The organism is Pseudomonas sp. S36 (assembly GCF_016647875.1).
GTDB classification, from domain to species: domain Bacteria; phylum Pseudomonadota; class Gammaproteobacteria; order Pseudomonadales; family Pseudomonadaceae; genus Aquipseudomonas; species Aquipseudomonas parafulva.
The window spans coordinates 1-21,012 of record NZ_JACVVG010000063.1 but is presented as its reverse complement, the minus strand read 5'-3'; the positions used below and the strand labels follow the sequence as shown (position 1 = coordinate 21,012).

Here is a 21,012-nt window from a genome sequence, read left to right as displayed (position 1 = left end):
CCTGCCGGCCGAGGCGGGGGCCGGCGGAGCGAGGGGGAGGGTTACTGGGCGGCGGTTTCGCCTTGGGACAGGCTGTAGACGTAGGCGGCCAACAGGTGCACCTTGTCGTTGCCCTGGATGTCCGCCTGGGCTGGCATCTGGCCTTGGCGGCCGTAGCGGATGGTCTGCTGCAACTGGGCGAAGCTAGAACCGTAGATGAACGCCTGTGGGTGGGTCAGGTCTGGCGCGCCCATGGCAGGGGTGCCCTTGCCTTCAGGCCCGTGGCAGGCCACGCAGTTGCCGGCAAAGATTTCCTTACCCTTGGCAGCGTCGGCCTTGACGCCTTCCGGCAGGCTGCGGCCATCGAGGTTGGTCAGCACGAACGCAGCCACATCCGCCACGCCCTGCTCACCGATCACTTCAGCCCAGGCCGGCATTACGCCGTGGCGGCCATTCATGATCGACGCCTTGATGGTTTCCGGCTCGCCGCCCCAGCGCCAGTCCTTGTCGGTCAGGTTGGGGAAGCCATAGGCACCCTTGGCGTCGGAGCCATGGCACACCGAGCAGTTGGAGGCGAACAGGCGGCTGCCCATTTTCCGTGCCTGCGGGTCCTTGGCCACTTCCTCCACGGGCATGGCGGCATACTTGGCGAAGATCGGGCCGAACTTGGCGTCAGCCTTGTCCATCTCCTTCTGCCACTCGTTCACACCGGTCCAGCCATCTTCATAGCCAGGCAGGATGCCTTTCCAGTTGCCCAGGCCCGGGTACAGCACCAGGTAGCCGGCGCCGAACACCAAGGTGCCGACGAACAGCCAGAACCACCATTTGGGCAGCGGGTTGTCGTATTCCTCGATGCCATCGAAGCTGTGCCCCATGGTCTGGTCGGTGGTCTCGCTGCTCTGGCCCTTGCGGGTCCCGAGCAGCAGCCAGGTCAGGCCGATCAGGCTGCCGATGGTCAGTACGCTGATATAGGTACTCCAGAAGGCGGTCATTGCGCTTTGCTCCTCACAGCTGCACGTTTTGCAGGTTCCTGGCTGCCCGCAGGCACGCCGTCATCGACGAAGGGCAGCAGGCGCGCCTCGGCGAAGTCACGGTCGCGGTTGCGGTTGAACACCCACAGGCTCAGGCCGATGAAGGCGATCATCACCACCAGGGTGCCCAGGCCACGGATCATGCCGATATCCATTTCCATCGCACTTACCTCTTGTTCTTGATCGCGGTGCCGAGCACCTGCAGGTAGGCGACCAGGGCGTCCATCTCGGTCTTGCCCTTGACCGCTTCGCGGGCGCCGGCAATGTCGTCGTCGGTGTAGGGCACGCCGAGGGTGCGCAGGGTGCGCATCTTGGTATCGGTGTGGCTGTTGTCGACCTGCTGGGCAACCAGCCACGGGTAGGCTGGCATCTTCGATTCCGGCACCACGTTGCGCGGGTTGTACAGGTGCGCCCGGTGCCAGTCGTCCGAGTAGCGGCCGCCCACGCGGGCCAGGTCCGGCCCGGTACGCTTGGAGCCCCACAGGAACGGGTGGTCCCAGACGCTTTCACCGGCTACCGAGTAATGGCCATAGCGTTCGGTTTCGGCGCGGAACGGGCGGATCATCTGCGAGTGGCAACCAACACAGCCCTCGCGGATGTAGATGTCGCGGCCTTCGAGCTGCAGGGCGGTGTAGGGCTTCATGCCTTCCACCGGCTTGTTGGTGACGTCCTGGAAGAACAGCGGGACGATCTGGGTAAGGCCGCCGATACTGACGGCGAACACCATCAGCAGGGCCAGCAGGCCAACGTTTTTCTCGATGACTTCATGTTTCATCAGGCAGGTCTCCTCAAGCCAGCTGGGCATTCGCAGGGGCGGTATCCAGCGCCGGCGAACGCACGGTACGCCAGGTGTTCCAGGCCATCAGGAACATGCCGCTGAGGAAGATCGCACCACCGACGAAGCGCACGATGAAGCCTGGGTGGCTGGCCACCAGGGTTTCCACGAACGAGTAGGTGAGCGTGCCGTCGCTGTTGACTGCGCGCCACATCAGGCCCTGGGCGATGCCGTTGACCCACATCGAGGCGATGTAGAGCACGGTGCCGATGGTGGCCAGCCAGAAGTGCGCGTTGATCAGGCCGATGCTGTACATGCGCTCTTTGCCGAACACTTTCGGGATGGTGTGGTACATCGCGCCGATGGAGATCATCGCTACCCAGCCGAGGGCGCCGGCGTGTACGTGGCCGATGGTCCAGTCGGTGTAGTGGGACAGGGCGTTGACCGTCTTGATGGCCATCATCGGGCCTTCGAAGGTGGACATGCCGTAGAACGCCAGCGACACCACCAGGAAGCGCAGGATCGGGTCGCTGCGCAGTTTGTGCCAGGCGCCCGACAGGGTCATCATGCCGTTGATCATGCCACCCCAGCTGGGTGCCAGCAGGATCAGCGACATCACCATGCCCAGCGACTGTGCCCAGTCGGGCAGGGCGGTGTAGTGCAGGTGGTGTGGGCCGGCCCAGATGTACAGGGTGATCAGTGCCCAGAAGTGCACGATGGACAAGCGGTAGGAATACACCGGGCGCTCGGCCTGCTTGGGCACGTAGTAGTACATCATGCCCAGGAAGCCTGCGGTCAGGAAGAAGCCCACCGCGTTATGGCCGTACCACCACTGCACCATGGCATCGGTGGCCCCGGCATACACCGAGTAGGACTTGGTCAGGCTGACCGGCAGTTCCAGGTTGTTGACGATGTGCAGAATGGCAACGGTGAGAATGAAGGCACCGAAGAACCAGTTGCCCACGTAGATGTGCTTGGTGGTGCGTTTCATCAGCGTGCCGAAGAACACGATGGCGTAGGCAACCCAGACAATGGTGATCAGGATGTCGATCGGCCATTCCAGTTCAGCGTATTCCTTGGAACTGGTGTAGCCCAGCGGCAGGCTGATGGCCGCCAGCAGGATCACCAGCTGCCAGCCCCAGAACGTGAACGCCGCCAGTCGCGGTGAAAACAGGGTGGTCTGGCAGGTGCGTTGCACCGAATAATACGACGTAGCGAACAGGGCGCAGCCACCGAAGGCGAAGATCACCGCATTGGTATGCAGTGGGCGCAGGCGGCCGAAGCTGGTCCAGGGGAGGTCGAAGTTGAAGAAAGGCCAGGCGAGCTGGGCGGCGATGAAGACGCCGAGCCCCATCCCGACGATTCCCCAAACCACCGTCATGATGGCGAATTGGCGGACCACCTTGTAGTTATAGGCGGTACTGCTGGTTGTGTTCATGTATGGGTTCCCATCCACGGTTATTGGCAGGCTATACAGCGAGGCAAGCATGATTAATGGGCAAAATGCCTGCATTGACGGGGATCAATGGGCGAAGGTCGGAAATGTCCCAGGCTTGCGCTGCGATCCTGCACAGCTGCAGGGCAGGGGCAGGTACCGGGCTTGCCTGATCCTGGCCCACGGTGCAGGCGCACCGATGGACAGCGGGTTCATGGACGAAATGGCGCAAAGGCTTGCGGCGCTTGGGGTAGCGATAGTGCGCTTCGAGTTCCCCTACATGGCGCAGCGGCGCCAGGGCGGCAGCAAGCGCCCGCCTAACCCGCAAGAGGTATTGCTTGATTGCTGGCGTGAGGTGTATGCGCAGGTGCGACCATTAGTCACAGGCACATTGGCCATTGGCGGCAAGTCCATGGGCGGGCGCATGGCCAGCCTGGTGGCCGATGAACTGGGTGCAGATGGGTTGGTGTGCCTGGGTTACCCGTTCTATGCGGCGGGTAAACCGGAGAAGCCGCGGGTGGAGCACCTGGCCGCATTGAAGACGCCGACCCTGATCGTGCAGGGCGAGCGGGACGCGCTGGGTAACCGGGAGGCGGTGGCCGGTTACAGGTTATCGCCCGCCATCGAGGTCAGCTGGCTGACCGCTGCCGATCACGACCTGAAACCCCTGCGCGCCTCAGGTTTCAGCCACGACCAGCACCTGCAGGCGGCCGCCCGGCTAACCGCAGAATTCCTGATCCGCCCGTAGGGGCGACCGGAGGTCGCGATGGCCTGCGCAGCAGGCCCCCGCGAACGCGCTGGATCAGTCGCGGTATTCACACAGGTAAGCGGTATCTACCGCTACCTTCAACTGGAACTTGCTGTCTGCCGGCACATTGAACTTGTCGCCCGCCTTGAAGGTTTCCCAGCTGTCACTGCCTGGCAGCTTGACCGTGAGTGCGCCCGACACCACGTGCATGATTTCGCGCTTGGCCGTACCGAATTCGTATTCGCCTGCCGCCATCACCCCAACGGTGGCCGGGCCTTCCTCGCCCGTGAAGGCGATCGACTTGACGGTGCCGTTGAAGTACTCGTTGACCTTGAACATGGGCGACTCCAGAAAAAAGAAGAGGGCAAAAAGGCTGGCCAGTATGCCCAAGGCCAAAGGCCCCGTCATCTGCTTTGAACGGCAGCGCGGGTCAACCGGCTGGCAGGCTCAACGGCAGCAGCCGCGCGGTGTTGCGCGCATCTTCCAGGGCCCGATGCTGCTGCCCGCAAAAGTGCATGCCAGCCATCTGCAACGCGCTGTTGAGCCCCGTGGGCCGTTGCAGGTGGCGGGCCTTGGCAAAGCGCTGCTTGAGGTTGATGTGCGGCAGGGCGCGCAACAGGCTGTCGAGGCCGTGCTGCTGCCACTCCTGGGCCAGTTGCTGGCGGTCGTAGTCACCCCAGCTCACCCACGCCTGCAATTGCTCGCGGTGATGCCCCAGCCAGCGCTCGAAGCTTGCCCATACCTCGGCGAACGGTGCGGCCGTGTCCACGTTGGCCTGGCTGATGTGGGTCAGTTGCCGGCAGAACGGTGTCAGCTGCGGCCTGCGCCGGGGCCGCACGAAGCGCTGGAAGTGGTCCACTTCACGGCCTTCACGGGTCACCAGGCTTGCGCCGATTTCAATCACTTCCATGTCTGCGACTGGCCAGCCGCCGTCGTCTGTCGTCGCTTCCAGGTCGATCACCAACCAATGGCCCATACCAGGCTCCCTTGCAGATCCTGCTAGAGCGTAGCCAAAGTCCGGCGTTCAGGCACCCCCTGGCATTTTGCCGCCTGCTTTGGCATAAAGGTCAGGTTTCGGCAGTTGTGCCGCCCCTGGAAAGCGCCTAGCTTAGGCATACCCAGGCATCCAACGTGATGAGTGTCCGTCTTGACTCCAGCGCCCGGCCTTAAGGCCCTGTCGACCTTGCTGCTGTTTGCCGCGATCTGGCTGGCGGCACCGGCATGGGCTGCCGAGCAGGTCGAGGTCAGGGTCGGGGCTGCGCACTTTCCCCCTTATACCGTGCGCCCCGAGCAGGGCGCTGGCGCCGGCCTGCTGGTGCAACTGATCGATGCCCTCAACCGCCTGCAGCCGGGCTATCGGTTCGTGCTGGTGCCCACCTCCGTGCAACGCCGCTTCAGCGACCTCAAGCAGGGCCGCACCGACATGGCCATTTTTGAAAACCCGCAATGGGGCTGGGCACAGGTGCCGCACCAGGCCGTGGACATGGGCCTGGAAGACGCGGAGGTGTTCGTTGCCCGCACCAGCAACGCACAAAGCCCTGGCTATTTCGACGACCTGCGGGGCAAACGCCTGGCCTTGTTCAACGGCTACCACTACGCATTCGCCGGGTTCAACCCCGACCCCGGCTACCTGCGCAATGCGTTCAATGCCACGCTCACCTACTCCCATGACAGCAACCTGCTGATGGTGCAGGCGGGGCGGGCCGACATTGCCCTGGTGACCCGCTCGTTCTTCAACGACTTCATCGCCCGCAACCCCGCCAGCCGCGCGCAACTGCTGCCTTCGCAGCGCATCGACCAGCTGTACCACCACTATGCGCTGCTGCGCCCCGGCGCGCCGATACCGGCGCAATCGTTTGCCGGGCTGCTGCAGGTGCTGCGGGACAATGGCCAACTGGGCCGCATCTTCGAGCCCTACGGCATACAGCTCACGCCCGAACTGCACTAAATTCGGCCTTGGCGCCCTCGTTCTGGACTGTGAGCCCACTTTTCCACTTCAGCGAGCTACGCCCATGCCTTTCGATGCCACTTCGCAGCCCTTGTCACCCCCCCGTTGGCGCAGCCTTGATGGCCAGGAGGGGGATAACCGGTTGAGCCTGTCTCTACAAGGGCGGCCATTGATTCAGTTGCGTGTGCAGCCTGGTGAGCCATTTGCCGTTCAGCTGGAACACGCATGCAACGAGCGGCCCTACCAGGCGCTGTGGGCCGCATGCTACTGGTTGCTGTCACGCAACCCGGCTTGCCAGCGGCTGGCCTGGCGGATCCCCGAATTGCCCGTGCAGGCCCTCGCCAGCGGCCTGTTGCGCCAAGAGCAGCCGGGCCACTATGTGTGCGAGCGCGGGATGTTCTGGCAATTGCCGCAGCCATGGCTGGGCGAGTCGGTGGCACCGGTGTACCCGCAGCAGATGCGCATCACCGATGGCAAGCGCCACCCCCAGCGTGCGCCAAAGCCGCGGGGGGAAGTGTACCGGCGCTTCGATGCGCGGCTGGGCAGTTGGGTGTCGTTGCGTACCCTGGAAATCGAGCACGACCTGGAGCGCTTCAACCGCTGGCAGAACGACCCGCGGGTAGAGGCGTTCTGGCAGGAAGGCGGCACGCTGGCGCAGCACCGCGAATACCTGGGCAAGCTGGACGCCGACCCGCATACCCTGACGCTGATCGGCTGCTTCGACGACGAGCCGTTCGCTTACTTCGAAGCCTATTGGGCCAAGGAAGACCGCATCGCGCCGTTCTACCCGGCCGATGACTACGACCGCGGCATCCACATGCTGGTGGGCGAACAGCGCCACCGCGGCCCGCACAAGGTCGCCAGCTGGCTATCGGCGCTGGTGCACTACCTGTTCCTGGACGACCCCCGCACCCAGCGGGTAGTGGCCGAGCCGCGTGCCGACAATGCCAGGATGATTGGCTACATGCATGACCAGTGCTTCCACTGCGACAAGGAATTCGACTTCCCGCACAAGCGCGCCGCGCTGATGATTCTGGGGCGGGAGCGTTTTTTTGAGCGTTGTGACCTGGTTTGAGTGAGCGGGCGCGCAGCGCGATGCGCTGCGCGGCGCCCGTTCAACCTTGCCGGCTGGCCGTTTTACGGCAATGCACCAACGCGTCGCGAATCATGAAATTGACCAGGGTAGGGGAGACGCCCAGCTCCTTGGCAATGTCCTTCTGCGGCACACCGTGCAGGCGGTACATCTCGAACGCATAGCGGGTGCGTTGTGGCAGCTCGTTCAAGGCCTGGGCGATGTCGTCGAGCGCTGCCCGGTTGATATGGGTGGCTTCGGGCGAGGCATTCTGGATGACCACGTTCAGGCCCTCTTCCTCGCTACCGGAATACCTCAGCTCCATTGCCTGCTTGCGGTAATGGTCAATGGCCAGGTTGCGCACGATCTGGAACAGGTAGCTGAGCTGCGCCTTGAACGAGGAGGTGATCTGCGGCGCGCTGCCAAGCCTGAAAAACGCGTCCTGTACCACGTCTTCGGCGCGTGAACGACAGCCGGTGATGCGTGCAGCAATCTTCAGCAGGATGTTGCGGTTGTCGACGAAGGCCTGGAGTAATGGTGAATCGCACTTACTTGTGGATAGTTGTTCCGCCATGGAAATCACCTTGTCACAGAAGGGAAAGGGCGCACTGAAACTTCAGATGCGTCCTAAGACGTGCGACAAGCTATTCAGAATGATAATGATTGTCAAATACGAAACGAAATTAGTATCTGTATTTTTCAGTTCTAAGCCAGGCCCTGCCTGAGGGGCGCTCCTCGGGCCCGCGTACAGGGCAACACACGCTAATTTCTGCCCCTGGCTATCCGTTCCCCTGTGTACATCCCCGGCCGCCCATGCTGCCCGCCCTGGTGGCGGTGCAACCGGCCCGCCCACCCAGACACCGGCAGGAACACCCCATGACGCATGCCTTCGAACTCCCGCTCACGCTGGTCCAGGCCCTGACGCAGCGTGCCGCGCTCAGCCCGGACCAAGTCGCCTTGCGCTTTCTGGCCGACACGCCGGGCGAGCAGGCCGTGCTCAGTTACCGGGACCTCGACCAGCGCGCCCGTGCCATCGCTGCCGCCCTGCAGGCCCGGGCCGGCCATGGCGAGCGCGCGGTATTGCTGTTCCCCAGCGGGCCAGACTACGTTGCGGCGTTCTTCGGCTGCCTGTACGCCGGCATCATCGCCGTGCCCGCCTACCCGCCAGAATCGGCCCGCCAGCACCACCAGCAGCGGTTGCTGTCGATCATCGCCGACGCACAGCCGCGCCTGCTGCTGACCGTCGATGCCTTGCACGGCAGCCTGCAGGGCCTGGAGGCGCTTTCAGCCGCCGATGCCCCTGAGCTGCTGGCCGTCGATGGCCTTGACCTGGCACTGGCGGATGCGTGGCGCGAACCCGCGCTCAAGGCCGACGACATCGCCTTCCTGCAGTACACCTCCGGCTCCACGGCGCTGCCCAAGGGCGTCCAGGTCAGCCACGGCAACCTGGTGGCCAACGAACAACTGATCCGCGGTGGTTTCGGCATCGACCTCAACCCCGATGATGTGATCGTCAGCTGGTTGCCGCTTTACCACGACATGGGCCTGATTGGCGGGCTGCTGCAGCCGATTTTCAGCGGCGTGCCGTGTGTACTGATGTCGCCGGGCTACTTCCTGGCACGCCCCCTGCGCTGGCTACAGGCAATCAGCGAATACGGCGGCACCATCAGCGGGGGCCCCGACTTCGCCTACCGGTTGTGCAGCGAGCGGGTCAGCGAAAGCGCCCTCGAAGGGCTCGACCTCAGCCGCTGGCGCGTGGCGTATTCGGGTTCCGAACCGATCCGCCAGGACAGCCTGGCCACCTTCGCCGAGCGGTTCCAGGCCTGTGGTTTCGACCCGCAAAGCTTCTTTGCCAGCTATGGCCTGGCCGAAGCCACCCTGTTCGTCAGCGGCAGCCGCCGTGGCCAAGGCATCGCGGCGCTGGAACTGGACGCCCAGGCCTTCGCCGAACACCGCGCCGAGCCTGGCGAAGGCAGCGTGCTGATGAGTTGCGGCTGGCCGCAGCCCGGGCATGCCGTGCGCATTGTCGAGCCCCAGCACCTGCAGGTACTGGCCGACAACCAGGTGGGTGAAATCTGGGCGGCAGGGCCGAGTATCGCCCTGGGGTACTGGCGCAACCCTGAGGCGACTGCCCGCACCTTCGTCGAGCAGGGCGGCCAGCGCTGGCTGCGTACCGGCGACCTGGGTTTCATGCGTGACGGTGAGGTGTTCGTGACCGGCCGCCTGAAGGACATGCTGATCGTGCGCGGTCAGAACCTGTACCCGCAAGACCTGGAAAAAACCCTGGAACAGGAGGTTCAGGGGCTGCGCAAAGGCCGGGTGGCAGTGTTCGGCGTTGAGCACCAGGGCGAAGAGGGCATTGGTGTGGCGGTGGAGGTCAGCCGCAATGTGCAGAAGGCGATAGACCCCCAGGCGCTGATCACCACCCTGCGCCAGGTGATCGCCGATGCCTGCCGTCAGGCACCTGCCGTGGTGCTGCTGCTGAACCCCGGGGCGCTGCCCAAGACCTCCAGTGGCAAGCTGCAACGCTCCGCCTGCCGCCTGCGCATGGAAGAGGGCAGCCTGGATTGCTACGCCCGCTTCCCGCAGCAGCGTCCAGAGGCCGCCCGAGCCCTGAGCGGCGATGCCCTGCAAGCGCGTATCGCCCAGGTATGGCGGGATGTTCTCAACGTCGAGACGGCGGCCGCCGACGACCACTTCCTGTTGCTGGGCGGCAATTCCATCGCCGCCACCCAGGCCACTGCACGGCTGGCCGACGAGCTGGGCATCGACCTGAGTCTTCGTACCCTGTTCGAGGCGCCGGTGCTGGCCGATTACACCCGCGCAGTGGCAGCCATTGTCGCGCAAGGGCTGCCCCAGGCGGCTGCCATCGGCACAGTGCAGCGTGAACAACCGCTGCCCCAGTCGCTGGCCCAGAACCGCCTGTGGCTGCTGTGGCAACTGCAACCCCAGTCGGCGGCCTACAATATTCCGGCCGGGCTGGTGCTGCGGGGCGAACTCGATGAGCACGCACTGCAGGCTGCACTGCAGGCGCTGGTGGAACGCCACGAGTCCCTGCGTACGGTATTCAGCGAGGCAGGCGGCCAGCCGCTGCAGCACATCCTGCCCGCCCAGCCGCTGGCCCTGCAGCACCTTGACCTTGATGGGCTGCCTGGCGATCAGGTCGCCCTGCAGCGTGAAGCCGAGGCCCGCCAGCCGTTCGACCTGACCCAGGGCCCGCTGCTGCGCGTCACCCTGGCGCGTCTGGACGATGAACACCACCAGCTCTGGGTAACCCTGCACCACATCGTCGCCGACGGCTGGTCGCTGAACATTCTGCTGGACGAACTGGCCCGCTTGTACGCGGCCGGTTGCCAGGGCCTGGAGGCCAAGCTGGCGCCGCTGACCCTGGGCTATGCCGACTACGGCACCTGGCAGCGAGCATGGCTGGCCAGCGGTGTGGCCGAGCGCCAGCTGGCGTACTGGCAGGCGCACCTGGCAGGCGAATTGCCCGCGCTGGACCTGTGCACCGATCACCCCCGCAGCCGCCAGCGTGAGCACCTTGCCGCGCGTTTGCAGGTCAAGGTGCCCACACGCCTCACCGAAGCCCTCAAGCGCCTGGCCGGTGAGCAGCAGGCCAGCCTGTTCATGGTGCTGCTCGCGGGCTGGCAGGCGTTGCTGTACCGCTACAGCGGCCAGGCTGACATCCGCGTGGGCATCCCCAACGCCAACCGCCCGCGCCTGGAAACCCAGGGGTTGGTGGGGTTCTTCATCAACACCCAGGTACTGCGTGCGCACGTCGATGGGCGGTTGCCGTTCACCCAGTTGCTGGCCCAGGTGTGCCAGGCCAGCGTCGAGGCCCAGGCCAACCAGGACCTGCCGTTCGAACAGCTGCTGGAGGCGTTGCCCGATGCCCGCGAGCAGGGCCTGTTCCAGGTCATGTTCAACCACCAGCAACGCGACCTGTCGGCCTTGCGCCGCCTGCCCGGGCTGCTGGCCGAGGAACTGCCCTGGCACAGCCGTGAAGCCAAGTTCGACCTGCAGCTGCACAGCGAGGAAGACCACCAGGGCCGCCTGAGCCTGGCGTTCGACTATGCCAGTGAGCTGTTCGAGGCCAGCACTGTCCAGCGTTTGGCCGAGCATTTGCTGGCCCTGTTCGAGCAGGTGTGCGCCAACCCGCAACGCCCGGTGGGCGACGTGCAGCTGTTGAGCGAAGCGGCCCGTGCGCAGTTGCTGGGCTGGGGCCGGGCCCCGACACCTGCGCCCCAGCGCCTGCTGGTGGAGCAGCTCAACGAGCAGGCCCGGCTTCACCCGCAGCGCGTGGCGCTGGCCTGGGAGGGCGGCAGCCTCGGCTATGCCGAACTGCACCAGCAGGCCAACCGCCTGGCCCATTACCTGCGCGACAAGGGTGTGGGCCCCGATACGTGCGTGGCCATTGCCGTGGAGCGCTCGCCGCAGTTGATGGCGGGCCTGCTGGCCATTATCAAGGCCGGTGGTGCCTACGTGCCGCTGGATGTGGACTACCCGGCCGAACGCCTGGCCTACATGCTCAGGGATTGCCAGGCCAGCCTGCTGCTCAGCCACAGCAATACACTGCACAACCTGCCGCAGGTCGACGGCGTGAGTGTGATCGCCCTTGATCAACTGCACCTCGACAGTTGGCCCAGCCAGGCCCCGGGCCTGCACCTGGAAGCCGACAACCTGGCCTATGTGATCTACACCTCCGGCTCCACCGGCCAGCCCAAAGGCGTGGGCAATACCCATGGCGCGCTGGCCGAGCGGCTGCAGTGGATGCAGGCTACCTACGGCCTGGACGACAGCGACGTGCTCCTGCAAAAAGCACCGATCAGCTTCGACGTGTCGGTGTGGGAGTGCTTCTGGCCGCTGGTCACCGGTTGCCGGCTGGTGCTCGCCGGCCCCGGTGAGCACCGCGACCCGCAGCGCATCGCTGCCCTGGTCCAGGCCCATGCTGTGACCACGCTGCACTTCGTACCGCCCCTGCTGCAGGTATTTGCCCAGGAGCCCCAGGCGGCCGGCTGCACCAGCCTGCGCCGGGTGTTCTCCGGTGGTGAAGCCTTGCCCGCCGCATTGCGTGACCGCGTGCTGCAGGTGCTGCCGCAGGTGCAACTGCACAACCGCTACGGCCCGACCGAAACCGCCATCAACGTCACCCACTGGCACTGCCAGGTGGCCGATGGCGAGCGCTCGCCCATCGGTCGCCCGCTGGGCAATGTGCTGTGCCGGGTACTGGACGACGAACTCGAACTGACCGCCCCCGGCGTGCCGGGTGAGCTGTACCTCGGTGGCGCGGGCCTGGCCCGTGGCTACCTGAACCGCCCAGGCCTGACCGCCGAGCGCTTCGTGCCCCAGCCCGATGGCCATGGCGAGCGGCTGTACCGCAGCGGTGACCGCGCCCGCTGGCAGCCGCAGCTCGAAGCGCTGGAATACCTCGGCCGCCTGGACCACCAGGTAAAGGTGCGGGGTTTCCGCGTGGAGCCTGAGGAAGTGCAGGCGTGCCTGCTGGCGCAGGCCGGCGTCGAGCAGGCCTTGGTGCTCATTCACCAGGACGCCGTAGGCGCGCAATTGGTGGGCTACTACAGCGGCAGTGCGCAGCCAGCCGACCTGTTGAACGTGCTGGCAGCGCAACTGCCCGCCTATATGGTGCCGGCGCAGCTCGTGCCCCTGGCGCAGATGCCCGTGGGCCCTAGCGGCAAGGTCGACCGCAAGGCGTTGCCGGCCCCGGTGTGGCAGCAGCGCGAACACGTCGAGCCGCAGACGGCGCTGCAGCAAACAGTCGCCGCCATCTGGCGCGAGGTGCTGAACCTGCCGCGCGTTGGCCTGCAGGACGACTTCTTCGCCCTCGGCGGGCACTCGCTGCTGGCCACCCAGATCGTGTCGCGCACGCGCCAGGCCTGCGATGTGGAACTGCCGCTCAAGGCGTTGTTCGACGCCAGCGAACTGGGGGCGTTCTGCGCCGAAATCGCGCGCATCCAGGCAGCCGGTGAACGCAACCTGCAAGGGCAAATCGCCCGTGTGGACCGCCGCCAGGCCGTGCCGCTGTCATATTCCCAGCAGCGCATGTGGTTCCTCTGGCAGATGGAGCCGGGCAGCCCGGCCTACAACGTCGGCGGCATGGCCCGCCTGCGCGGCACCTTGCATGTGGATGCTTTCGAACGGGCGCTTCAGGCGCTGCTGGTGCGCCACGAAACCTTGCGCACCACCTTCCCCAGCATTGATGGCGTGCCCTACCAATGCGTGGCGGCAGACACCCGTCTGCAGCTGCACTGGCAGGACCTCAGCGCCTTGCCCGCCGAGACCCGCCAGCAACGCCTGCAGCAACTGGCGGATGACCAGGCCCACCAGCCGTTCGACCTGGAGCGCGGCCCGCTACTGCGCGCCTGCCTGGTGAAAGCCGGTGAGCGCGAGCATTTCTTCGTGCTCACCCTGCACCACATCGTCACCGAAGGCTGGGCCATGGACATCTTCGCCCGCGAGCTGGGCGAGCTGTACGAGGCCTTTGTCGATGACCGCGACTCGCCACTGGCACCGCTGCCCGTGCAGTACCTGGACTACAGCGTGTGGCAGCGCCAGTGGCTGGACAGCGGCGAGGGCGCCCGTCAGCTCGCCTATTGGCAACAGCGCCTGGGCGCCGAGCACCCTGTGCTGGCACTGCCCGCCGACCGCCCACGGCCCGCCGTGCAAAGCCACCGGGGCGCGCTGTACCGTTTCGAGCTGGCGCCTGCCCTGGTAAGCCGCGTGCATGCCTTCAATGCCCAGCGCGGCCTGACCCTGTTCATGACCATGACCGCCACCCTGGCGGCCCTGTTGCACCGCTACAGCGGCCAGCGTGACCTGCGCATCGGTGCCCCGGTGGCCAACCGCATCCGCCCGGAAAGCGAAGGCCTGATCGGGGCCTTCCTCAACACCCAGGTGCTGCGCTGCCAGCTGCATGGCCAGATGACTGCCAGTGCGCTGCTGGAGCAGGTGCGCCAGGCTGCCATCGAGGGCCAGTCGCACCAGGACCTGCCGTTCGACCAGTTGGTGGAGGCCTTGCAGCCGCCCCGCAGCAGCGCCTACAACCCGCTGTTCCAGGTCATGTGCAACGTGCAGCGCTGGGCCTTCCAGCAAAGCCGCACCTTGGCGGGCATGCAAGTGGACTACCTGGTCAACGACGCCAGTGCCACCAAGTTCGACCTGTACCTGGAGGTCACCGACCTCGACGGCCGCCTGGGCTGCTGCCTCACCTACAGCCGCGACCTGTTCGATGAGCCGCGCATTGCGCGCATGGCCGAGCACTGGCAGCAGTTGCTGGTGGGCCTGCTCGACGACCCGCAACAACGCCTGTGCCAATTGCCGATGCTGACCGGCGCCGAGCAACAGGCGCTCACCGGGCAGTTGCAGGCCGAGCAGGGCTTCGACCTGGGCCAGACCCTGCACGGCCTGTTTGCCGCCCAGGCTGCGCGCACGCCCCAGGCGGGTGCCCTGACCTTTGCCGGCCAGCACCTGAGCTATGCCGAACTCGACCAGCGTGCCAACCGCCTGGCCCGCGCCCTGCGCGAGCGCGGCGTGGGGCCGCAAGTACGTGTGGGCCTGGCCCTGGAGCGTTCGCTGGAAATGGTCATTGGCCTGTTGGCCATCCTCAAGGCCGGCGGCGCCTACGTACCCCTCGACCCGGAGTACCCGCTCGACCGCCTGCGCTACATGATCGAGGACAGCCGCATCGGCCTGCTGCTGAGCCAGCGGGCGTTGTTGGCCACACTGGGCGACCTGCCGGAGGGCGTCGCCCGCTGGTGCCTCGAGGACGATGCCGCCAGCCTGGCTGCCTTCAGCGATGCGCCGCTGGATAACGTCAGCCTGCCGCAGCACCAGGCCTACCTGATCTACACCTCCGGTTCCACCGGCAAGCCCAAGGGCGTAGTGGTCAGCCACGGCGAGTTCGCCATGCACTGCCAGGCGGTGATCGCCGCGTTCGGCATGCGCAGTGATGACTGCGAACTGCACTTCTATTCGATCAACTTCGATGCGGCCAGCGAGCGCCTGTGGGTGCCACTGCTGTGTGGGGCCCGTGTGGTCCTGCGGGCCCAGGGGCAGTGGGGCGCGCAGGAGATCTGCCAGCTGGTGCGCGAGCAGCAGGTGAGCATTCTTGGCTTTACCCCCAGCTACGGCAGCCAGCTGGCCCAATACCTGGGTGCGCAGGGCGAGCAACTGCCGGTACGGCTGGTGATCACCGGGGGTGAAGCGCTGACCAGCGAGCACCTGCAGCGCATCCGCCAGGCCTTCGCGCCGCAGCAGTGCTTCAACGCCTACGGCCCCACCGAAACTGTGGTCATGCCACTGGCCTGCCTGGCGCCCGAGGTGCTGGGGGCAGACCTGGGCAGCGTACCGATCGGGCGCGTCATCGGTAACCGTACCGCCTACATCCTGGACGAAGACCTGGCCCTGTTGCCGCAAGGCGGCATAGGCGAGTTGTATGTGGGCGGGGCGGGCCTGGCCCAGGGTTATCACGACCGCCCGGGCCTGAGCGCCGAGCGCTTTGTCGCCGACCCGTTCAGCACGGAAGGTGGCCGCCTGTACCGTACGGGCGACCTGGTGCGCCTGGGCGTGGATGGCCTGGTGGAGTACGTTGGCCGTGCCGACCAGCAGGTGAAGATTCGTGGTTTCCGTATCGAACTGGGTGAAATCGAGAGCCGCCTGCAGGCCCATGCCGATGTGGAAGAGGCCGTGGTGCTGGCACTGGACTTGCCGGGTGGCCGGCAACTGGTTGGCTACCTGGTGTGCCAGCAGGCAAGCGCCGCCAGCGAGGCCCAGGCCCGGCTGCGCGAGGCGGTGAAGGCCGATGCCCGCCAGCACCTGCCCGACTATATGGTCCCGGCGCACCTGGTGCTGCTCGGCAGCCTGCCGCTGATGGGTAACGGCAAGCTCGACCGCCGCGCCTTGCCCCTGCCGGACCTGGAGCAGGCCCGCCAGCACTACCAGGCCCCGGGTAACGAAGTGGAAGCGCAGCTGGCGCAGGTGTGGGGTGATGTGCTCAACCTTGCCCAGGTGGGCGTGAACGACAACTTCTTCGAGCTGGGTGGCGACTCGATCCTGTCGATCCAGGTGGTCAGCCGCGCCCGTCAGGCCGGTTTGCAGTTCAGCCCGCGTGACCTGTTCCAGCACCAGACCATCCAGACCTTGGCCGCCGTGGTGCAGCGCAGCGACACGGCCAGCGCCATCGAGCAGGGCCAGCGCACGGGCCAGACCGGCCTCACGCCCATCCAGCACTGGTTCTTCGACAGCGATGTGCCGCAGCCGCAGCACTGGAACCAGGCCGTCTTGCTGCAGGCGCGTCAGCCGCTGGATGAAACAGTGCTGGGGCAGGCCCTGGAAGCCCTGGTGCAGCACCACGACAGCCTGCGCCTGCGCTTCGTCCAGGCCCATGGCCGCGTGCAGGCCGAGTATGCCCCGCCTGCTGCCGAGCAACTGCTGTGGACCGCCACGGTCGCTGATTTTGCCGACTGCCAGGCGCTGTACACCGACGTGCAGCGCAGCCTGCACCTGGAGCGCGGGCCACTGCTGCGCGCCTTGCTGGTCAGCGACGGGCAGGGCGCTCAGCGCTTGTTGCTGGCCATCCACCACCTGGTGGTCGACGGTGTGTCGTGGCGGGTAGTGCTCGAAGACCTGCAGGCGCTTTACCGCAGCCAGTTGCTGCCGGCCAAGACCCACACCCAGGGCGACTGGGCGGCACGCCTGGCGAATTACGCTGGCAGCGATTCGCTGCGCGACGAGCTGGGCTGGTGGCAAGGCCAACTGGGTGGCGTGCGCCGCGAACTGCCCTGCGACCACCCCCAGGGCGGCAACCTGCACCGCCACGCCCACACCCTGGCCATCGGCCTTGACGTGGAACAGACCCGGCAACTGTTGCAGCAAGCGCCGGCTGCCTACCACACCCAGGTCAACGACCTGCTGCTGACGGCACTGGCGCGGGCCCTGTGCGGCTGGAGCGGCGACCAGGAAGTGCTGGTGCAGCTCGAAGGCCATGGCCGTGATGGGCTGTTCGAAGACATGGACCTGACCCGCAGCGTCGGCTGGTTCACCAACGCCTACCCGCTGAGCCTGCGCCCGTTGGCGGGTGATGACGACGCTGCGCGCGCCGGTTCTATCAAACGTATCAAGGAGCAACTGCGCCAGGTGCCGCACAAGGGCCTGGGCTACGGTGTGCTGCGTTACCTGGGCGACGAAACCGGCCGTGAACAGATGGCGGCCTTGCCGCAGGCGCGGATCACCTTCAATTACCTGGGGCAGTTCGACCAGCAGTTCGACGGCGCGGCGCTGTTCGAGCCACTGCAGGCACCGGCCGGCCAGGCCCATGACCCGGATGCGCCACTGCCCAACTGGCTGAGCGTGGACGGGCAGGTGTACGGCGGCGCCCTGCAACTGCGCTGGACGTTCAGTGCCGAACGCTATGACCCGGCAACCATCGCCCGCCTGGCCGAAGCCTATCGGCAGGAGCTGCTGGCACTGGTGGCCCACTGCCTGGTCGATGGCAATGGCAGCTTCACCCCGTCGGACTTCCCCCTGGCGCACCTGACCCAGGAGCAGATCGACGCCTTGCCGGTACCGGCTGCGCAGATCGAGGACGTCTACCCGCTGACCCCAATGCAGGAAGGCATGCTGCTGCACACCCTGCTGGAGCCCGGCACCGGCCTTTACTACATGCAGGACCGCTACCGCATCAACAGCGCCCTGGACCCGCAGCGGTTCGCCCAGGCCTGGCAGGCGGTGGTGGCGCGCCACGAAGCGCTGCGTGCTTCGTTCAGCTGGAACAGCGGCGAGGCCATGCTGCAGATCATCCATAAACCGGGCAACCTGCCCGTGGATTACCAGGACTGGCGCTGCCTTGACGACACCGCCCAGGAAGCCCGCCTGCAGGCACTGCACAAGCAGGAGCGCGAAGCCGGCTTCGAACTGTTGCGTGAGGCGCCGTTCCATCTGCGCCTGGTGCGCGTGGCGGACGAGCGCTACTGGTTCATGATGAGCAACCACCACATCCTCATCGATGCCTGGTGCCGCTCGCTGTTGATGAACGACTTCTTCGAGGTCTATCAGGCGCTGGGCGAAGGCCGCCCGGCGCAGTTGCCGGTGCCACCGCGCTATCGCGACTACATTGGCTGGCTGCAACGCCAGGGCCTGGAGGATGCCCGCACCTGGTGGCAGGCCAACCTGGCCGGCTTTGAACGCGCAACCGCCATCCCCAGCGACCGCCCGCTGCGCCATGACCACGCCGGCAGCGGCATGGTGGTCGGTGACTGCTACACCCGCCTGCAAGCCAGCGAGGGTGTGCGCCTGCGTGAGCTGGCACAGGCCCATCAGCTCACCGTCAACACCTTCGCCCAGGCGGCCTGGGCCCTGGTGCTGGCGCGCTACAGCGGCGAGCGCGACGTGGCCTTCGGGGTGACCGTTGCCGGTCGGCCGGTGAGCATGCCGCAGATGCAACGCACCGTCGGCCTGTTCATCAACAGCGTCGCCCTGCGGGTGTGCCTGCCGCTCCCGGGTGAGCGCTGCAGTGTGCGCCAGTGGTTGCAGGGCCTGCTGCAAAGCAACATGGAGCTGCGCGAGTACGAGTACCTGCCGCTGGTGGCGATCCAGGAATGTAGCGAGCTGCCCAAGGGCCAGCCGTTGTTCGACAGCCTGTTCGTGTTCGAGAACGCCCCGGTGGAAACTGCCGTGCTCGACCACGCCCAGCACCTGAATGCCAGCTCCGATTCGGGCCGTACCCACACCAACTTCCCGCTGACGGCGGTGTGCTACCCGGGCGACGACCTGGGCCTGCACCTGTCGTTCGACCAGCGGTATTTCGACTACCCAACGGTCGAGCGCCTGCTGGCCGAGTTCAAGCGCCTGTTGCTGGCGCTGGTGCAAGGCTTCGACGGTGAGGTGAGCGAGCTGCCGCTGCTGGGCGCCGAAGAGCAGCGCTACCTGCTGGACGACTGCAACCGCACTGCGCACCACTACCCGCTGGAGCACAGCTACATCGCGCAGTTCGAGGCCCAGGTGGCCGCACACCCGCAGCGTACCGTGGCCCGCTGCCAAGAGGCCTCCTACGACTACGCCGGGCTCAACCTGGCGGCCAACCGCCTGGGCCACGCCCTGGTGGCAGCCGGGGTGAAGCTGGACCAGCCGGTGGCCCTGCTGGCCGAGCGCGGGTTGCCGCTGCTGGGCATGATCGTCGGCAGCTTCAAGGCGGGTGCCGGTTACCTGCCGCTCGACCCGGGCCTGCCAAGCGCACGCCTGCAAGGCATCATCGCGCTCAGCAGCACGCCGGTGCTGGTGTGCACAGCGGGCTGTGCCGAGCAGGCCCGGCAATTGCTGGGCGGCCTGCAAGGGCAGGTGCAGTTGCTGGTGTGGGAGGACATCCAGGCCAGCCAGGTAGCCAGCCATAACCCGGGTATCTACAGCGGGCCGGATAACCTGGCCTACGTCATCTACACCTCAGGCTCCACCGGGCTGCCGAAGGGTGTGATGGTGGAGCAGCGCGGCATGCTCAACAACCAGCTGAGCAAAGTGCCTTACCTTGAGCTGAGCCAGCGGGACGTGATCGCCCAGACGGCGTCGCAAAGCTTCGATATTTCGGTGTGGCAGTTCCTCGCTGCCCCGTTGTTCGGTGCCACGGTGCAGATCGTGCCCAATGCCATTGCCCATGATCCCCAGGGTCTTTTGGCCCATGTGCAAGCCACCGGCATTACGGTGCTGGAGAGCGTGCCTTCGCTGATCCAGGGCATGCTGGCGAACGAACACCAGGCCCTGGACGGCCTGCGCTGGATGCTGCCGACGGGCGAGGCCATGCCGCCGGAGCTGGCCGCGCAGTGGCTGCAACGTTACCCGCATATCGGGCTGGTCAATGCCTACGGCCCTGCTGAGTGTTCGGATGACGTGGCGTTCTTCCGCGTCGATGCCGCATCTACCCGCGGCACCTACCTGCCTATCGGCACGCCGACTGACAACAACCGGCTGTACTTGTTGGGCGACGAACAGACCCTGGTGCCACTGGGGGCGGTGGGGGAACTGTGCGTAGCCGGCACCGGTGTGGGGCGTGGTTACGTCAGCGATCCGGTGCGCACGGCCCTGGCCTTCATCCCGCACCCCTACGGGGCACCGGGTGAGCGGCTGTACCGCACCGGTGACCTGGCGCGGCGGCGTGTAGACGGGGTGCTGGAGTACGTTGGGCGTATCGACCATCAGGTGAAGATCCGCGGTTACCGCATCGAACTGGGCGAAATCGAAGCGCGCCTGCACGAACAATCACCCCTGCGTGATGCAGCGGTGGCGGTGCAGGAGGGCGTTAACGGCAAGCATCTGGTGGGCTACCTGGTGGCCCATCAGGGTGTGGCCGGGGATGGCGCACTGCTGGAGCAGATCAAGCAACGGCTGCGCGCGGAGCTGCCGGAATACATGGTGCCGTTGCACTGGGCTTGGTTCGATAGCCTGCCGCACAACGCCAACGGCAAACTGGACCGCAAGGCCCTGCCAGCCATCGAAATCGGCGGCCAGCACAGCCAGGCCTACCAGCCACCCCGTACCGCGCTGGAGGAGACCCTGGCCGGCATCTGGGCCGACGTACTCAAGGCCGAACGGGTGGGTGTGCACGACAACTTCTTCGAGCTGGGCGGGCATTCCCTGCTGGCCACGCAGATCGCCTCCCGGGTGCAGAAGCAGTTGCAACTGAACGTGCCGCTACGGGCGATGTTCGAGTGCAGCACGGTGGAGGAACTGGCGGTGTATGTGGAGGGGCTGCAGGGCAGTGCGCTGGATGAGGACAAGGTTGATCGGCTGAGTGATTTGATGGCGGAGTTGGAGGGGTTGTAGGGGGGAGGTTGTTTGCGATGCGCGACGTGATGGCTTCACGCTCGGCATCGAATCGGGTGAGGGTTGCGAGGTGTTCGCCGTTACAGGTGCAGCGCCTATGAAATCGAGCGCCGCCGCCTGGTTTGTTCCACGCGACATCGCGTCGTACCCCAAGGCGTCCGCGCGCAAATGGCGCAGGCCTAATTGGCCCGAAAAAAACG

11 protein-coding genes are annotated in these 21,012 nt (G+C 66.0%); 4 read left to right on the top strand and 7 right to left on the bottom strand.

Going from position 1 to position 21,012, the window contains the following annotated elements; translation table 11 throughout:
- Positions 1-41 precede the first annotated feature (41 nt).
- From ccoP to ccoN, 4 genes are read right to left on the bottom strand one after another with little or no spacing between them, the layout of a single operon-like run.
- Positions 42-971, bottom strand: a complete 930-nt coding sequence (gene ccoP, locus IAE36_RS21945; protein ID WP_201214722.1) for a cytochrome-c oxidase, cbb3-type subunit III — start codon at positions 969-971, stop codon at positions 42-44.
- Positions 968-1,171 (bottom strand): cbb3-type cytochrome oxidase subunit 3, encoded by a 204-nt coding sequence (locus tag IAE36_RS21940; RefSeq protein ID WP_060483568.1) that lies wholly within the window; start codon positions 1,169-1,171, stop codon positions 968-970. Before IAE36_RS21940 ends, ccoP begins: the two co-directional genes overlap by 4 nt.
- Before the next feature lie 5 nt (positions 1,172-1,176).
- The gene (gene ccoO / locus IAE36_RS21935; RefSeq protein ID WP_028632174.1) at positions 1,177-1,785 is read right to left on the bottom strand and encodes a cytochrome-c oxidase, cbb3-type subunit II; all 609 of its coding nucleotides are present in this window, start codon (positions 1,783-1,785) and stop codon (positions 1,177-1,179) included.
- A gap of 13 nt (positions 1,786-1,798) precedes the next feature.
- Entirely contained in the window at positions 1,799-3,223 is a 1,425-nt protein-coding gene (gene ccoN / locus IAE36_RS21930; protein WP_028632175.1) for a cytochrome-c oxidase, cbb3-type subunit I, read from the bottom strand.
- Positions 3,224-3,272: 49 nt separating this feature from the next.
- Here ccoN and IAE36_RS21925 point away from each other — a divergent pair, with 49 nt between their 5' ends.
- Positions 3,273-3,968, top strand: a complete 696-nt coding sequence (locus IAE36_RS21925) for an alpha/beta family hydrolase (protein WP_236409187.1) — start codon at positions 3,273-3,275, stop codon at positions 3,966-3,968.
- Positions 3,969-4,022: 54 nt separating this feature from the next.
- Here IAE36_RS21925 and ppnP read toward each other — a convergent pair whose 3' ends face one another.
- On the bottom strand, positions 4,023-4,307 hold the full coding sequence (gene ppnP / locus IAE36_RS21920) for a pyrimidine/purine nucleoside phosphorylase (RefSeq protein ID WP_028632177.1): 285 nt from the start codon (positions 4,305-4,307) through the stop codon (positions 4,023-4,025).
- 91 nt (positions 4,308-4,398) lie between these two features.
- Positions 4,399-4,944 carry an exonuclease domain-containing protein gene (locus tag IAE36_RS21915; RefSeq protein WP_201214718.1) on the bottom strand — a complete coding sequence of 182 codons (546 nt, stop codon included), beginning with the start codon at positions 4,942-4,944 and terminating at the stop codon, positions 4,399-4,401.
- Between the two features lie 171 nt (positions 4,945-5,115).
- Here IAE36_RS21915 and IAE36_RS21910 point away from each other — a divergent pair, with 171 nt between their 5' ends.
- Together IAE36_RS21910 and IAE36_RS21905 are read left to right on the top strand one after the other, a co-directional pair.
- Positions 5,116-5,916: a substrate-binding periplasmic protein gene (locus IAE36_RS21910; RefSeq protein WP_201214715.1), complete on the top strand. Its 801-nt coding sequence runs from the start codon at positions 5,116-5,118 to the stop codon at positions 5,914-5,916.
- Positions 5,917-5,980: 64 nt separating this feature from the next.
- Entirely contained in the window at positions 5,981-6,991 is a 1,011-nt protein-coding gene (locus IAE36_RS21905; RefSeq protein ID WP_201214713.1) for a GNAT family N-acetyltransferase, read from the top strand.
- Between the two features lie 40 nt (positions 6,992-7,031).
- Here IAE36_RS21905 and IAE36_RS21900 read toward each other — a convergent pair whose 3' ends face one another.
- Positions 7,032-7,562, bottom strand: a complete 531-nt coding sequence (locus tag IAE36_RS21900) for an RNA polymerase factor sigma-70 (RefSeq protein ID WP_028632181.1) — start codon at positions 7,560-7,562, stop codon at positions 7,032-7,034.
- Between the two features lie 302 nt (positions 7,563-7,864).
- On the opposite strand from IAE36_RS21900, the gene IAE36_RS21895 reads away from it, so the two are divergent.
- Entirely contained in the window at positions 7,865-20,812 is a 12,948-nt protein-coding gene (locus IAE36_RS21895; protein WP_201214711.1) for a non-ribosomal peptide synthetase, read from the top strand.
- Positions 20,813-21,012: the final 200 nt, after the last annotated feature.